Annotated in this window: 8 protein-coding genes; 4 read left to right on the forward strand and 4 right to left on the reverse strand. The window is 67.0% G+C overall.

What is annotated here, in order from left to right; translation table 11 throughout:
* Positions 1-26: 26 nt before the first annotated feature.
* The 4 genes from LW840_RS10950 to LW840_RS10965 form a co-directional block, all read right to left on the reverse strand.
* Positions 27-1,385: a vanadium-dependent haloperoxidase gene (locus tag LW840_RS10950; RefSeq protein ID WP_291276976.1), complete on the reverse strand. Its 1,359-nt coding sequence runs from the start codon at positions 1,383-1,385 to the stop codon at positions 27-29.
* The gene (locus LW840_RS10955) at positions 1,382-4,759 is read right to left on the reverse strand and encodes a VCBS repeat-containing protein (RefSeq protein ID WP_291276977.1); all 3,378 of its coding nucleotides are present in this window, start codon (positions 4,757-4,759) and stop codon (positions 1,382-1,384) included. The genes LW840_RS10950 and LW840_RS10955 overlap by 4 nt, the downstream gene beginning before the upstream one ends.
* Positions 4,760-4,849: 90 nt before the next feature.
* Positions 4,850-6,424: a RagB/SusD family nutrient uptake outer membrane protein gene (locus LW840_RS10960; protein WP_291276978.1), complete on the reverse strand. Its 1,575-nt coding sequence runs from the start codon at positions 6,422-6,424 to the stop codon at positions 4,850-4,852.
* 26 nt (positions 6,425-6,450) lie between these two features.
* The gene (locus LW840_RS10965) at positions 6,451-9,438 is read right to left on the reverse strand and encodes a SusC/RagA family TonB-linked outer membrane protein (protein WP_291276979.1); all 2,988 of its coding nucleotides are present in this window, start codon (positions 9,436-9,438) and stop codon (positions 6,451-6,453) included.
* 640 nt (positions 9,439-10,078) lie between these two features.
* On the opposite strand from LW840_RS10965, the gene LW840_RS10970 reads away from it, so the two are divergent.
* From LW840_RS10970 to LW840_RS10985, 4 genes are read left to right on the forward strand one after another with little or no spacing between them, the layout of a single operon-like run.
* Positions 10,079-12,499, forward strand: coding sequence for a hypothetical protein (locus tag LW840_RS10970; protein WP_291276980.1), 2,421 nt, complete (start codon positions 10,079-10,081; stop codon positions 12,497-12,499).
* Between the two features lie 29 nt (positions 12,500-12,528).
* Positions 12,529-13,995, forward strand: coding sequence for a 4-alpha-glucanotransferase (gene malQ / locus LW840_RS10975; protein ID WP_291269722.1), 1,467 nt, complete (start codon positions 12,529-12,531; stop codon positions 13,993-13,995).
* The gene (locus LW840_RS10980) at positions 13,992-15,353 is read left to right on the forward strand and encodes an MFS transporter (RefSeq protein ID WP_291266165.1); all 1,362 of its coding nucleotides are present in this window, start codon (positions 13,992-13,994) and stop codon (positions 15,351-15,353) included. Before malQ ends, LW840_RS10980 begins: the two co-directional genes overlap by 4 nt.
* Positions 15,350-17,197: an alpha-amylase family glycosyl hydrolase gene (locus LW840_RS10985; protein WP_291266166.1), complete on the forward strand. Its 1,848-nt coding sequence runs from the start codon at positions 15,350-15,352 to the stop codon at positions 17,195-17,197. Before LW840_RS10980 ends, LW840_RS10985 begins: the two co-directional genes overlap by 4 nt.

Here is a 17,197-nt window from a genome sequence, read left to right on the forward strand (position 1 = left end):
GCGCCACGAAGGCCCAGCGCCGCTGTTCACCGGGCAGCGACGGCGGCGCCGGGTTTGGTCACGAGGCGCGCCACCACGTGCTGCCCCACCCGACGCCCCTGCTTCTGGCCTTCTTCGATGGCCTGCCGGTAGTGAATGCCGCCGTACAGCCGGCTGATGGCCGCCTCGTTGGCGGCCGCCTCGAAGCTCGGGAAAGAGCGCACCGGCAATCCGAACGGCACTTCGACGGAGTCGGTAAAGGCGAAGTTCGCGCCGAAGATGCTGGTGAGCACTTCTGCCGCCGAGGTGGAGATGACGCTGTGGCCGCTGGGATACTCCGGGAAGGGCGGCGTCTGCAACAGCGGCGTCCACTGCTCGTCCACGTAGTTGTTGATCACCGTCTCCGGGCGAATGACGCCCGACCGGAACTTCTCCTCCCACGCGGCGATGAAGCCGTCGGCCAGCGCGAGGGCCGTGCGCGCGTAGACGTCGGCGCTTTCCACCAGGGAGGCCTTGGCCTGTCGCGAAGCCTGGCCGGCAATGCCCATCCAGTGGCCACCCGGCGAGATCTTCTTGGTGGCAAACATGGTGTGCCCCTGCACGTTCATGGTGTACGGATTGCAGTCCCAGAACGACGCAATGAGGCGCTCTTCCTCGGTGAGGGTCTTGCCCTTCTCGTACACCTCGAGCGCCTGCGTATGGAAGGGCGTGCCCTTGAGCGTGTCGAAGGGAATGGCGGGGGCCGGGCGGAACTGACTGGCCGAATCCATCACGAACGGGATGAGCGTGCCCCAGTTGGGCTCCACGGCATCCATGTAGGCTGGCGGGGTGGGACGCCAGCGCCCCGGATCCCGCGTGATGCTGTACTTGGGCAACCCGCGCGATTCCTTGAATCGATCCGTGCCGGCCCAGGCCAGCACGAACCGCGCTACGGTATCCCCGTAGGCGACACTGCGTTCGTATACGTCGTCGGGGAGCGCGTCGGCGTACCGGCTGGTGATCGCCGTGCGCACGGAGTCCATGCGCTCGCGGGAGAAGGTGAGCTGGTGACTCACGGTGAGGAAGGCGCGCACGCCCGCGAGCGCGAACGAGTAGTTCCGGGTCCGATCGGGAGCCGGCACGGCGGGCATGTCGCGCACCTGTCCGGCCAGGGACCGCCAGGCCGTGTCGCCCTGACGGATGGCCTCGTAGGCGGCAATGCTGGCATAGCTGTAGACGCGACTGGCCTGCGGCGGACTGAAGATGTCGTACACCATCGTGCCGGTGAGCTGCTGCATGGCTTCGTGCAGCGGCTCGGTGGAACGCGGCAGCTCGGAGGCCGCCGGACGGCGCGACTCACACGCGACGAGGCCCATGGACGCGGCCGCCACGGCGACCGCCTGAAAGAAGTGCCGAGGGCGCATCATGGACGTGCAACCGAGAAGACGAGCGGCGCCGCGTTGTTGCGTGCCACGAGGACGCGCTGGCCGGAACGGCTCTTCAGGCGCGCCAAGGCGCGCGCCTGTCCGGGAACGCGAAAGCCGCTGTCGGCCGGGCGAACCGCGGTGAACGTGCCAGATTCCTCAGCAAGGAGCACGAGCCCCTCACTGGCCGCCATGCGCCCCAGCTCCGGCTTCACGCCATCGAAGTTCCCGGCCAGCAGTACGTCGAGCCGGCCATCACCGTTCACATCCGTGGTGGTGATGCCGTACACGGGGGCCAGTTGTGCCTCCAGCGGCAGGTCGGTGAACGTGAACCGGCCGTCGGCGCCGCGGCGCAGCACGGCACTCGCCAGACGGCGGGCCTGCTTCACGATGGCGCGCTGCCGCTCGGCTACCGGGACCACGTCATCGAGTGTCTGAAGCGCGTAGTCCTTGTAGTTCAGGAAGCGCGCCTTCCAGGGCGGCACGGTCTTGATCAGGTCGTCGCGCAAGACCAGCGGATAGGGCTTGCCGCCGTTGTACATGCCGATGAGTTGCTCCACGTACCCATTGTTGTCGAAATCCTTCACGATCAGCAGGAGCGGTTCATCGGGCGTGGCCCGCAGTCGCGTGTTGCGGCCGAGATTGCCAAGCAGATATTCGTCGCGCCCGTCGCGGTCGAGATCGACGGCCACGATGCGGTTCCACCACCCGTCGCTGGCGCCCAACACGTCGTCGACCATCCGCTCGAATCGTCCGCCGCCGCGGTTGCGGAACACCGTCACCGGCATCCACTCGCCCACCAGTACCAGATCGACGCGGCGGTCACCGTCCGCATCACTCCATACGGCATCGGTCACCATGCCCACGGTCTGCAGCCCCGGCGCATTGGCCACGGCGTCCGTGAAGGTGCCGCGACCGTTGTTGAGCAGCAGTTGACTCCGGGGGTCGGCGCCGTACTTCCACGGGACACTGCGCCCGCCCACGAAGAGATCGATGTCCCCGTCACCATCCACGTCGGCGGGCGCGACGACGCTGCCGCTGATGAGCGCAACGGGCAGTCGTCCCTCGGCCTTGCTGAAGCGCCCGCGTCCATCGTTGAAGTACAGTCGATCCTGCAGCGCGGGGCTGTCTTCACTGTACTCGTTGCCTCCGCTCACCACGTACAGATCGCGGTCGCCGTCACCGTCGGCGTCGAAGAAGGCGGCACTCACGTCTTCGGAGATGGCGTCCAGCGCAAACGCCGGGGTCGGCACCAGCGTGAAGGCGCCGCTCGCATTCTGCACATGAAGCGCCCCGGCCTGTTCCTTGGCACCACCCAGGTACACGTCGTCGAGTCCGTCGCCGTTGACGTCGCCCACCGCGAGTGCGGGGCCTTCGGTGCTCAGCATCTTCGGAATCAACCGCTCGCGGTCGAAGTCGACGAACTCGTTTTCGGTGTGCGTGAAACCGAGCCCGGACCGCGCCGTGATGTCGGCCAGCAGTGCCGGTGCCCGGCTCGGTGCAAACGGAGCGGCGGGTAACGCGTCGGCTGCCTGCGCAATGACGAGCGCGCGATCGGCCGCCCCACCGGCCGCGAGCGTCCGGGTCCCGTCGGGCCAGAGCACCACGATGGAATCGACCGTGGTGTGCGCCCCCAATCCGAACGTGAGCGCGTAGTCCACGCTCGACTGGAACCCACGCGCCGGATAGAGCTCCTGCACGTAGCGGTCGACGCCCGCATGGACCGTGACATGGGCACCGACGGCGAACGGGTTGCGACCGCGGCCGGTCAGCCGCAGCTGCAGCCAGTGCCGGTCCGTGAGCAACGTCCGGGCATTGTTGCGGTACACGAAGCTTTCGGCGTTGACGTTGCTGACCACCAGATCGAGTGCCCCGTCGCCGTCGAGATCACCGTACGCCGCGCCGCTCGAGATGTTGGGCGTGGCCAGCCCCCAGGCATCGGCCTGATTGCTGAAGCTCCAGGCGCCGTCGTTGCGGAAGGCATAGTCGGCAATGGGGGTGGAGCTCATGGCATTGATGAGGCGCATGTAGTCCACGCGCTTCGCGCTCGCTTCGCGTTCCATGGTGGTCCGGTCGGCCAGGAACGCCACATAGTCCTGCGAGGTGACGTCCCGGGCGAGGCCGTTGGTCACGTAGACATCCTTGCGGCCATCCTGATCGAGGTCCGCGAGGAGGGCGCTCCAGCTCCAATCGGTCTCGGCGGTGCGCGTCAGATAGCCCACGTCGCTGAAGGTCCCGTCGCCATTGTTGCGCTGCAGCATGTTGCGCATGAGCTGGTGGCCATACCCATCGCGCACCTTGGCCATGTAGACATCCCATCCTTCGTACATGGCCGTGGTTTTGATGCGATACTCGTCCTCCGGCATCATGTCGGTGGTGTAGACGTCCGGCCAGCCGTCGTTGTCCACGTCAGCGATGTCCATGCCCATGGAGAAGTAGCTCGTAAGCGGCATGGCCGTGTCCAGCACATCCTTGAAGGTGCCGTCCTTCTGATTGAGATAGAGGTAGTCGCGCTCGTGGAAGTCGTTGGCCACGTAGATGTCGGGCCACCCGTCGCGATTCACGTCGCCGACACCGACCCCAAGCCCGAACGCGATTTCGGTGCTCCAGATACCGGCGCGCTCGGTGATGTCGGTGAAGGTGTCGCCGTCATTGCGATAGAAGTGGTCACCGCCGTACGGGTGCCGCTCGTCGCGCGTGTTGCGCACCCCGAAGCTGTTGACCGGGCGCGGCGAATTGTTGATCACGAACAGGTCGAGATCCCCGTCGCGATCGAAGTCGACAAAAGCGGCGTGCGTGGACCAGCCCTCGTCGGCTATCCCGTACCGGCGCGCCTGCTCCACGAAGGTGGGCACGGAGTCGGCGCCGAGACCTTGATTGATCCAGAGGGTATTGGCGCGCGTGGCCGGTTCGCCATCGCCGGCATGGCTGATGTAGATGTCGAGCCGTCCGTCGCCATTGACGTCGGCCAGGGTGACACCGGTGGTCCATGGCCGATCCGGCTGCACGCCGGCCGCCGCCGTGATGTCGCGAAAACGGAACGCCCCTTCATTCAGGTAGAGGCGGGGCCCGTCCTGATTGGACGTAAGGACGATCTCGGGCCGGCCGTCACCGGTCAGGTCGCCAATGGCGACCCCGCCACCGTTGTAGAAGTTGCGGTACGTGAACACGTTGCGCTCTTGCGAGTCCACCACCCGATTGGTGAACGCCACGCCCGTGTAGGCCGAGGGCATGAGCGTGAAGAGCGTGCTGTCGACCGACGGCGCGTCAGCCAGTCGGGGAGCGCCACGTTCGCCACAGGCGGCGAGCATGAGTGCCGCCGAGCCGATGACGAGGGGCTGAAGCGCCACGATCGGGCGCGGGATGAACGAAGTCACGTCTCGAGGGGGAAACTGCCATGAAAGCCACGGCCTGCGTTCGGTTCGTGAACGCAGGCCGTGGCGACCTTCGGAACCCTTCCCTACAGCTTAGTAGCCGGGGTTCTGCTTGAGCAGCGGGTTGGTTTCGATCTGGTTCTGCGGGATGGGCATGAGGATGCGGTACGGCGCCGACGCCTGCTTGAAGAGACGGGCGTTGGTGTACGTGCCGGCACGGATCATGTCCTGACGACGCTTGGCTTCGCCGATGAACTCGAAGAGGCGCTCATCGAAGATCGCCTGTCGCACCTGGGCCTGCGACAGGTTTGCCGCCAGGGGACGGGCCGGGTTGAAGGCACGGGCACGCACCTGATTGATGAGCTGAATGGCCGATGCCGTCTGCCCCAGCTCGTTCTGCGCCTCCGCCTTGACCATCATCATCTCGGCCAGACGGAAGTACACGAAGTCGTTGCCGTGGTTGCCGCCCTCGGTGGCCGCGGGGTCGATCGGGTACTTGTAGACGCGCGCGCCTTCGCCCTCGCCCGCCTGCGTCACATCGCGGATTTCCGGCGTGAAGACGAGCGGGTTACCGGCGCGGTCGCGGATGGGCTGACCGGTCTTGAGGTCGACCTGCGGCCCCACGAGGAACACCCTCTTGCGATCGTCCGCGTCGTCGAAGGTGTTGTACGTGGTGGCGATGGTGGCGAAGCCGTTCCACGGCGACAGGTTGAACGAGTTGTAGTGCAACCCGCGCATCTGGAACGACATGCCGAGGCCACCCGGGCTGCTGGTGTGGCGCACGACGAAGATGTTCTCCGGCGAATTCTCGTTGGTGGGCGAGAAGTTGGTGCGCCAGTCGGCGGGCAGGCTGAAGCGGCCCGAGTTGAGCACGCGATCGGCGGCCACGATGGCTTCGTTCCACTTGGCCGGACCGCGGGTGAGCCCCGTGGCCGTGACCGTGCCGGTGAACACCTGGGCGTTGAGGTACATGTTCGCCAGGATGGCGTCCGCCGCCGACTTGGTCACGCGGCCGTACTGGTTGGCCGGCCACGCATCGGGGAGCGCGGCGCGCGACTCGGTGAGTTCCTTTTCGATGAAGGCGAACACCTGGGCACGGGTCGCCTGTTCACGCGGCTTGACTTCGGTCGTCGTGACAATGGGCACGCCGCCGAAGAAGTCCATCAGGAGGTAGTAGTAGAACGCGCGCAGGGTGCGCATTTCGCCCACGATGGCGGCCTTGTTGGGCACCTCGGTGGTTTCGAGCGCGCTCAGCAGCACGTTGGCACGCGCCACGCCACCGAACAGGTCGTTCCAGACGCCCGAGATGTCCTCGAGGCCGGAGCCCGAGGTGGGCGTCCAGGTGTGACGGTACAGATCGAGCCAACGGCCGTTGTCGAACCAGTCGGAGCCGCGCGTGGGCACGACGGTTTCGTCCGATGACACCTGGCTGAGGTTGTAATAGCCCCACATGGTGGAGCGGAGCTGCGCGTACACCGACGCCACGCCACCGATCACTTCATCGGCGTTCTTGTAGAAGTTGTCGGGCGTGATGGCGCTGACGGGGGTTTCGTCGAGGTCGGTGCAGCCCTGCATCGTGAACACGGCGGCGGGCGCCGCCAGCAGGGCGGCGCTGACACGGCCGGCGCGCCAGAGCGACGCGAGTCGGGAAGTGCGGGTGTTTCGCATGGTCAGTTGGGAATCGTCCGGAGTGATCAGAACTGGACGCGGAGTCCCGACGTCAGTGTGCGGGCACGCGGGTAAACGAGGTAGTCGACGCCACGCGACGCGAGGCCGGCATCGACGAACACCTCTGGATCGTAACCGGTGTACGGCGTGAACAGCAGGAGGTTGTCACCCGACACGTAGAAGCGGGCGGTGTTGGCCCGGGTTCCCGGGATCTTGAAGGTGTAGCCCACCGTGACGTTCTGGAGGCGGAAGAACGTGCCGTCCTCGATCCAGCGCGACGAGTAGATGGCCGGCTCCGTGAGGCCGTCGGTCTGGCTGAGCGCGCTGCGCAGGAAGTTGCGGCCCTGCAGCACGGCCGACTGGGTCGAGTAGACCAGCGCCGTGTTGTTGAACACGTCGCGGCCGAACTCGCCACGCCAGAGGTAGCTCATGTCGAACTTGCCCCAGCGAAGCCGCCCGTTCCAGCCCAGGCTGAACGCCGGGTTCGCGTCGCCGATGACCCCGAAGTCGTCACCGTCGGGCGACGTGGTCGTACCGTCGCGGGTGCGGCTGGTGATCTGGCCGTTGGCGTCGCGCGTCACGCGATAGTTGTTGAAGACCTGCTTGCCCTGGGCGTCCACGTTCACGAATTCCGGACCCCAGAAGGTGCCGAGCGGGCGGCCCGGGATGATGCGCTGCGCGGTGTTGCCCGACTGGCCCTGCCCCGATATGCCGGAGGTGGTGATGAACGACCGGCCACCCAGGTCATCGACCTGGTTGCGTTCGATCGAGGCCACGATGCCGGTGTTGAACGAGCGGTCCTTCTTTTCGATCAGGTTGGCATCGAAGGTGAACTCGACACCGGTGTTGTGCAGGCTGCCCACGTTCTCGAGACGGGTCGGCACGAGCGCCGGCTGCGGCACGGCGACCGTCAGCAGCAGGTCGGTGGTGTTCTTGCGGTAGTACTCGATGGAGCCGGTGTACTTGTTGTCCTTGAAGCCGTACTCCGCAGCGATGTTGTACTGCGCCGTCTGCTCCCACTTGAGATTCGGATTCTCGTTGCGCGTGGGCACGACACCCGTCACCACGTCGTTGCCGAACGGATAGCGCGCACCGTTGTTCGGCTCGAGCAGGATGAGCGACGAGTACGGCGACACGGCCTGGTTGCCCTGGAGCCCATAGCCCGCGCGCAGACGCAGGTTGGAGAAGCCCTTGCCCTGCATCCAGCTTTCGTCGCTCACCTTCCAGCCCACGGAGAAGGCGGGGAAGACGGCCCACTTGTTGCCGGCACCGAATCGCGACGACCCGTCACGACGGATCACGCCGGTGAGGAAGTAGCGATCCTTGAAGCTGTAGTTGGCCTTGCCGAAGAAGGAGACCAGGCGGCTCTGCTCGCGGAAGGAGAAGGGCGCCTCGAGTGTGGCCCCACCGCCAAGGTTGTTGTAGCTGAAGGCGTCGGTCAGGAAGTTGCGCCCTTCCGCGCCGAACTCGCCATTGTCGAAATCGCTGTACTCGTAGCCACCCACCACTTCGAGTTCCTGCGTATCGGAGATGCGCGGGGCGAAGGTGAGGAGCGTCTGCAGCGTGTTGTTGGAGAGGTTGCGGTTCACCTGACGCGCCCGGCCATTCCACTCGGCGCCAACCGCGCTGGCGCGCGGCAGGTACGTGCGACGCACGCCGCTGGTGCGGTCGGTGCCGACGTTCACGGAGGCCGTGAGGAAGCTGGTCACGCTGTAGGTGGCCTGCAGGTTGCCGAGCGTACGGTTGGTGGTGGCGTCATCGGCCACCTGCTCCGCCACGCCCACCGGGTTGCGCACCGACTGGCGCCCCGGACCGATTTCGTAAAACGCCGACTGACCGCCCGTGGTGGTCCGGATGGGCTGCGTGGGGTTGAAGATCACCATGTTGGTGAACACGCCACCCTCGAAGCCACCCGTGTTCTCGAACGGGAGGTAATCGTTGTCGACCTTCGACGAGGTCAGGTTGAAGTTCATGCGCAGCTTGCCGTCCACGGCCGTGTGGTTCGCGTTGAGGCGCCCCTGGAAGCGGCGGAAGCCGTTCGAGATGACCACACCGTTCTGATCGAGGAAATTGACCGACGCCCGGTACTGCGTGGTCGCCGTGCCGCCCGAGAACGCGAGGTTGTGGTTGATCGTGGAACTGTTGCGCATGAGCGCGTCTTCCCAGTCCGTGTTGGCGGAGCCGAGGTTGGCGAGGGCGCTTTGCTGCAGCCGCCCGGCCGTCACGAGCCCTCGCACGAAGTCGCGATACTCGTTGCCGGAGAGCACGTCGAGGCGGTTCGAGGGCGCCGAGGCCGCCACGAACGTTTCGTACTCCATGGTCGAGACGCCGCCGGCGCCACGCTTGGTTTCGATGAGCACCACGCCGTTGGCGCCGCGGGAGCCGTAGATGGCCGTGGCCGAGGCGTCCTTGAGGACGGTGATGTTCGCGATGTCGCTCGGGTTGAGCATGTTGAGCGGATTACGCGCCAGCGCGGGGCCGCCGCCAATGCCGATACCCGAGGCTTCCGTCTGGTCGTTCTGAATCGGCACACCGTCGATCACGTAGAGCGGATCGTTGGAGGCCGAAATGGACGTGCCGCCACGAATGCGGATCTGGGCGCCGCCGCCCGGCTCACCGTTGTTGGCGATCACGTTCACGCCTGCCACGCGGCCGGTGAGCAGGCCGGTCGCGTTGGGCTGCACCCCCACGTTCGCATCGTCGCCCTTGATCGTGGCGACCGCGCCGGTGATGGCTTCCTTGCGCTGTTGGCCGTAGCCGGTGGTGACGATCGCCGTGAGCTGCGCGGCGATGGCGGTCAGCGGGACTTCCACGCTGGCCTGCCCGTTGGCCGTTACCGTGACCGACACCTCCTTCGCGGAGTAGCCGATGCGCGTGACGCGCAGACGCTGCTGCCCGGCCGGCACTGCCGGCAACAGGAAGCCACCGTCGTTACGCGTGTAGGTGCCGATCTGTGTCCCGACGACCTGGACCGATGCGTTCGCAAGAACGCCGGCCGTCGCGGAGTCAACCACGCGGCCAGAGACTCTGCCCGTTTGCTGGGCACTGACCTGGCTTGCCGTGAGCAGCGTACCCGCTGCTGCTGCGGCCAACCAACGGACGCCTACCGCCATAAACCGATGCCTCCATGGGGCTGGAAAGGACCTGCGACCGGGTGGGGAATCACTGTCGATACAATTCGGACCCATGGGTCCGGACTCCATCTATAATGAGAGGGTGGTCGCCAAGTGTGGTGGGTGAGCCCTCGCGGGCTCGATCGCTCACGCCCGTGACCGCCACCGGCGGCACGACCATGAGCGAGAGGAGAACATGTTCGACCCGCGACCCGGGATGGGGGTGAGTCGCGTGTAGGAAGGGATGTGAAACGCCATGAAACAACGATGCACAAGAACTGTCAAGATTGAATCGTGGGAACTTTTGCTTTTCGCGTCCCCAGAACGGGTGCTGGCGCCCGTTCGGTCCACACGCAAGTTTCCCCCGCACGTCTGCGTTTCATCCGTTACATCCCGCCTGCCGACATCCGGCGCGCCCCTCTCGCGCTCCTGCCCACCCACCCCCGGTCCTGGCGCTTCCACACGAGGCGCCGGCCCTGCAACTTATCTAAAAGGTTGCAGTGAAACACTTTCCATTGTCCAATACCCTTCGCCTGCGCCTGTGAGCCTGCTCGCGCTCTCCCTCGTCGCACAGCTGGCGGCCGCCGCCCGCCCGTCGCCGCCCGTGCTCGCGTTTCCGGAAGCCGGCCTCGATGACAGCAGCGCCTACGCCGGCTATGTCACCCGATTCCACCGGGACGTCGACGGCAACACCGTGCAGCTGTATCTCGATCGCCGGCAGGGGCGCATCGTGCAGTTGCTTGCCAACGGGGAAAACGAGAGCGTGGGGTTCTCCGCGCGCTCCGCCAACGGGACCCCGGCGCCCGTTCGCTGGCATTCCACCGACGCGCGGGTCTGGCGGGAGGGGCGGCGGCGGCTGTTTCAGTACGACCTCGAGGTACCGGAGTCCGAAGTCCACGTGGGGCGCTTCGTGCTGGGGAGCATGCGCGTCGAGCGCGACGTGCAGTACTTCAAGGAGCATCTCAAGCCGTTCACCGACTCCGCGTACGCGCTCGCCGAGTACCCGGCGCTGGCCGCCGCTCTGGACGCACAGCCAGTCCCCGTGCGCCGCGCCGCGCTCGCGGCGCTGCGGGCCAGTTCCCTGGCGCAGCTGCGCGCCCGCTTCCTCCCCCGCCTCGCACGGCGCACTCCCGGCGACAGCGTGGTACTCATCGAGCAGTTGGCCCTCGACGGCCTCGACACACTGCGCCTGCGGCTCTCGGCCCTCGACGGCGGGCGCGTTGTGGCGTCCGATGCGCGCGTGGTGACGCTGCAGGCAGCCCACGGACACCCGCTCCGTTTCCGCGTGACCATAAGTACGACCGGCCGGGCGCTCACCCCCCTCACGCGCCAGGAGATCTTCACGGAGGATTTCCTGGCGTGGACCCGCGACCTGCAGACGCGCGGCGACGCGACGCGCGCCCGCTGGATTGAACGGCAGGTCACGGGCGTCGAGCTTCTCGCCTCGCGCGAGAAGCTCATGGCCGGACTCCCCACCTACGCCACGTACTTCGGGCGGGACATGCTGCTGTCGGCACTCATGATGCAGCCGATCTGGCGGCCCGAAATGAGTGAATTCGTCATCGCCGCCGCGCTCCGCAAGCTGTCCCCCACGGGCGAAGTGAGCCACGAGGAGGCGCTCGGCGGGCAGGCCATCCGCGAAGCGGCCGCCGACGCCACCCACCTGCTGCGCGCCGCCGACAGTGCCGCGGTCGCGCCCGGTGGGCGGTCACGGGCCGAGGCGCTGCGGGCGCGCGCAGTGCGCGTGCTGCAGGCGCGACGCATGACGCGAGAGAACTACCACATGGTCGACGACGAGTACCAGCTGCCGCTGCTGGCGGCGCGGTATCTCGCCGACCGCCGGGTGAGCGCCGCGCGCAAGCGCACCTGGCTCACCGGTCGCGAAGGCGCGCAGACCCGTCTGGCGTTGCTGCTGGCGGAACTCGCGGTGCTCGCCGATCGCAGCGCCCCGTACGTGGCGCACCCGGTGACCTCGAACTTCGTGCCCTTCGCCCCCCGCGAAGCGACGGCGACCGCCTACGAGGGCGTGCCGCGCTGGTTCGCGCAAAGCTGGCGCGACAGTGGCGCCGGCTATGGCAATGGCAAGTACGCCATGGATGTGAACGCGGTGTATATCCCGCATGCGCTCGCGGCCACCCAGCAGATCCTGCAGGCGCTGCGGGATCTCGGCCTCCTGTCGCCCGCCACGTGGTCCGCCGTGCCGGCGCTGCGAGCCGACACTCCGCTGGGTCGCTACGCGCGCGATGCGGCGACGCTGTCGAACGCCATCCGCATCTGGCGTGGTGCCATCGAGGCGTTCGTCGTACGCCGTACACCCGCCGAGGTGCAGCAGCAGGTGGAGGCGCGGATTGCCGTGATGCCGGCGGACGAACGCCGCTACTGGCGCGCGTTTCCGCGCACCGGCGAGGGAATCGAATTCTTGGCTCTCGCGCTGAACGATCGCGGCGAACCGATCGGCGTGGTGAACAGCGATCCCGCCACGCGCCTGTTTCTCGACGGACTCATGGCGCCGGCCGCCGACAGCCCGGTGAACCGGGCCGCCCTGCGCCGCGATGCGTCGCTCTTCGCCCGGGAGTATCCGGAAGGGCTGCTCGTCCCGGCGGTGGGCGCGGTCGTGGCCAACGACGCGTACGCGACACCACCGATCTGGCAGGCCTTTCTCGATGATCCCTATCACGGGCCGCGCGTCGTGTGGGGACGGGAAGTGAACCTGTTCCTGCTTGGCGTCGCGAGTCACCTGCCGCTCGTGCGGGACGATCGCACCGCCACGGAGTTGCTGCACACGGCGGCCACGCGGGTCCGCGAGGCCGTGGCGGCCTCCGGGTTCCGCAGCGAGCTGTGGAGCTATGCGTTTCCCAATGGGCGGCCCCACCCCACGCGCTACGGTAGCGGTGGCGATGTGCAGTTGTGGAGCACGACCGACCTCGCCGTGCAGTACGTGTGGGCGAGAATGCCGCAGTAGTCCGCCGACCCCCCTTCTCCCACCTTCGCATGTCGTTTGCTCGCGCAGCAGGATTGCTGCTGCACCCCACCTCGCTCCCCGGCCCCAGCGGGATCGGCGACTTCGGTCCCGATGCGCACCGGTTCGTCCAGTGGCTCGCCGACGCCGGCCTGAAGATCTGGCAGGTGCTGCCCCTCGGCCCCACGGGGTATGGCGATTCGCCGTATCAGTGCTTCTCGGCGTTCGCCGGCAATCCGCTGCTCATCCACGTCCCCGGGTTCAACGGCCCGTCCGGGGGGAGCGACCGCACGGTCGATTTCGGCGCCGTCATTCCGGCCAAGCAGGCGGCGCTGGCGCAGTGGCTCGACACGATCCCCTTTGACGACCGCATCCGCCACTTCGTGCACGAGCACGAGGGGTGGCTCCCCGATTACGCCCTGTTCATGGCGCTCAAGCAGGCGCACGGCGGGGTATCATGGACCGAGTGGGAGGCCGGCGCGCGGCGGCGGGATCCGCAGGCACTCGAAGACTGGCGCCGGCGACTCGCGGCCCCGATCGAGCGCCTCTACAAGGAACAGTGCGTCTTCTACGCACAGTTTCACGCCTTGCGGCATGCGTGTCGGGAGCGTGGCATTCGGCTCATGGGCGATGTCCCCATTTATGTGGCGCACGACTCGGCCGACGTGTGGGCGAACCCCTCACTGTTCCGGCTGCGCGACGACGGCACGCTGACGGTGCAGGCAGGCGTGCCTCCCGACTACTTCAGCGAGACCGGACAGCTCTGGGGCAACCCGCTGTACGACTGGGAGCGGATGGCGGCGGAGGGGTATCGGTGGTGGATCGCGCGCATGCGCGCGGGTCTGGCCCTCTTCGATCTGGTCCGCCTCGATCACTTCCGCGGTTTCGAGGCGTACTGGGAGGTGCCAGGCGACGCGCCCACCGCCGTGAACGGACGCTGGGTGCAGGGCCCCGGGGCGGCGCTGTTCCATACGCTCACCGCCGCGCTGGGCACACTGCCCATCATCGCCGAGAACCTTGGCCTCATCACGCCCGAGGTGGAAGCGTTGCGGGCGCAATTCGGGTACCCGGGCATGGCCATCCTGCAGTTCGCCTTCGACGGCCAGGACTCGAACTTCATCCCGCACCGGTATGTGCGCGATCTCGTCGTCTACACCGGGACCCACGACAACGACACGACGATGGGCTGGTGGCACTCCACCGGCGAAGGCGACAGCACGCGGTCGGCCGACGCCGTGGCTCGCGAAAAGGCCTTCGCGCGACGCTATCTCGATACGGACGGCACCGACATGCACTGGACGCTCATTCGCGCCACGCTCGCGTCGGTGGCCAACACGGTGCTCGTACCCATGCAGGATGTCCTCGGGCTGGGCAGCGAGGCGCGCATGAATCTGCCCGGACGTCAGTCGGGCAACTGGGGTTTCCGCTTCACGTGGGCGCAACTCACGCCTGCGATCACCGAGCGTCTACACGAGCTCACTTCGGTCTACGAACGATGAGCGCATCCACCGGTTCCGCCGCCACGGCGGCTACCCGTCCGGTCGCACAGGCGGGCGCCGCAACGAACTTCTGGGCCATCTGGAACATGAGCTTCGGCTTTCTCGGCATCCAGTTCGGCTGGGGGCTGCAGATGGCCAACATGAGCGCCATCTACGAGTACCTGGGGGCGAAACCCGACGAGGTCCCCATGCTGTGGCTCGCCGCGCCGCTCACGGGGCTCATCGTGCAGCCGATCATCGGCCACATCAGCGATCGTACATGGTCGCCGCGCTGGGGACGTCGCCGTCCGTTCTTCATGATCGGTGCGGTGCTCAGCTCGCTCGCGCTGATCGCGATGCCCAACAGCAGCGCCCTCTGGATGGCCGCCGGCCTGCTGTGGGTGCTCGATGCCTCGATCAACATCTCCATGGAGCCGTTTCGCGCCTTCGTGGCCGACCTGCTGCCGGTGAAGGAGCGCACGCGCGGTTTCGCCATGCAGTCGCTGTTCATCGGTCTGGGCGCGGTCATCGCCTCCGCGATGCCGTGGATGCTCACCAACTGGTTCGGCGTGGCGGCCAGCGCGCCGGGGACCATTCCCAGTACGGTGAAGCTGTCGTTCTATGTCGGAGCCGTCGCGTTCTTCGGCGCCGTGATGTACACGGTGCTCACCACGAGGGAGCAGCCCCCCGCCGATCTCGCGGCCTTCGAACGGGAGAAGGCGCAGAGCGCCGGCTTCCTCGCGGGAGCGCGCGAGATCCTCACCGCCGCGCGCGCGATGCCCGCCACGATGCGCCAGCTCGCGCTCGTGCAGATGTGCACGTGGTTCGGGCTCTTCTGCATGTGGCTGTACTTCGGCACGGCGGTCGCCACCAACGTGTTCGGCGCCACCGACCCGAGCGATCCACGCTACCAGCAGGGTATCGAGTGGGGCGGCGTGTGCTTCGGCGTGTACTCGGCCGTGACGTTCGTCTTCTCGTTCTTCCTGCCACCGCTCGCGAAGTCGCGGGGGCCGCGCGCAACACATGCGCTCTGCCTGCTTGCCGGTGCCGCCGGCCTGGCGAGCGTGTCCATCATCGAGACGCCTGCGTTGCTGCTGCTGTCCATGGTGGGCGTGGGCATCGCCTGGGCCAGCACGATCTCCATGCCGTACGTGATGCTCTCCACGTCCCTTCCGGCCGGCAAGACCGGCGTGTACATGGGGCTCTTCAACTTCTTCATCGTGATTCCGGAGATCGTGGCGTCGCTTGGCTTCGGCTGGGTGATGAACAACTGGCTCGACAACAACCGCATGGCCGCCGTGGTGGCCGGCGGCGTGTTCATGGTGCTGGCGGCGTTGCTGGTGATGCGCGTCCAGGTACCCACAGAGGTCACCGCGTGACGGACGGGCGACGCGTATGCGGCCACCTGCTCGTGGCCGCCCTGCTGCTGTTGCCGACCATGGCGGCGGCGCAGGCGCCGGTGGTGAGCAAGGTGGAACCGCCCAACTGGTGGGCGAACCACAGCATCAACCCCGTGCGGCTGCTCATTCGCGGCGCCAACCTCGCGGGGGCGCGCGTCACGTGCCCGCGGCTCGCCTGCGGAGCCGTCGCGGTCAACGCGGCCGGGACGTATGCCTTCGTGGACGTGCGCATTGCGCCGACCGCCCGCCCGGGTGACTACCCGCTCACGCTGCGCACGGCGCAGGGCACGGCACGGATCCCGTTCACGATCTCGCCGCAACTGCCGGTGATGGGCCGCTTTCAGGGCTTCGGCCCTGATGATGTGGTGTATCTGCTCATGCCGGATCGCTTCGCGAACGGCGACACCACCAACGACCGCACGCCCAAGTCCCCGGCGATCCTCGATCGCGGCAAGCCGCGCTTCTATCACGGCGGTGACCTGGCGGGTGTGCGTGAGAAGCTGCCCTATCTCCAGCAGCTCGGCATCACGGCGATCTGGATGAACCCCATCTACGACAACAACGACGGGGTCGATACGCTCGAGGTGTACGACCGGCAGCCGACTACCGGATACCACGGTTACGGCGCGACCGACTTCTACGCGGTGGACGAGCACCTCGGCACGATGGCCGAGTTCAAGGCGCTGGTGGACGACGCGCACAAGGCGGGGATCAAGGTCATCCTCGACATGGTGGCCAATCACAGCGGCCCGTATCACCCGTGGGTGAAGGATGCCCCCACGCCCACGTGGTACCACGGCACGCAGGCGAAACATCCGAACAACACGTGGCAGACGTGGACGCTCGCCAACGCCTACGCGCACGACTCGCTGCGGCGCGCCACGCTGGACGGGTGGTTCATCAACATTCTGCCGGACTTCAACCAGGACGATCCGGAGGTGGCCCGCTATCTCATCCAGAACACGCTCTGGTGGGTGGGGATGAGCGGCATGGATGGGATTCGCCAGGACACGTGGCCGTATGTGCCGGTCCGCTTCTGGCGCGACTGGATGACGGCCATCAAGCGGCAGTATCCGACGCTGCGGGTGGTCGGTGAAGTGTTCGATGGCGATCCGGCGATGATCCGGTTTTTCGAAGGCTCGAACCCCACGCACGAGGGGGTCAAGACCGGCGTGGACTATCTGTTCGACTTCCCGCTGTATTACCCCATCCGCGACGCGTTCATTGGTGGCAAGCCGATCAGGGCCGTCGCGCAGATGCTCATGCGGGACCACCTCTATGATCGACCCGACGCACTCATGCCGTTCCTGGGCTTGCACGACGTGTCGCGGTTCATGGGGGAACAAGGCGCGACCATCGAGGGGCTCAAGCTGGCATTCACCACGGTGCTGACCACGCGGGGCACCCCGCTCGTGTACTACGGCGATGAAATCGCCATTCCGGGAGGGCCGGATCCGGACAACCGCCGGGATTTCCCGGGTGGGTGGCGCAGCGACACGGTGAATGCGTTCGACGCCGCCGGTCGGACCCCGCCGCAGCAGGCGGTGTGGCGGCACGTCAATACCCTGCTGCGTACGCGTGCAGCGCAGCCGGATCTGCGCCGCGCCCGCACCGAGCACCTGGTCGTGACCGACCAGCAGTTCGTCTATCGTCGCGGACGCGTCGTGGTGGCCATGAACAACGATACCACCGCCGCGACCGTCGTCGTGCCGTCGGTCGTGCGTGGCACCGACGTGTTGCGCGCCTGTCCGCCGCCGGTGGTGGCGAATGGCCAGACGACATTCCGCCTGCTGGCTCGCAGCAGCTGCGTGTTCACGCCCTGA

The organism is Gemmatimonas sp. (assembly GCF_021298855.1).
GTDB lineage: Bacteria > Gemmatimonadota > Gemmatimonadetes > Gemmatimonadales > Gemmatimonadaceae > Gemmatimonas.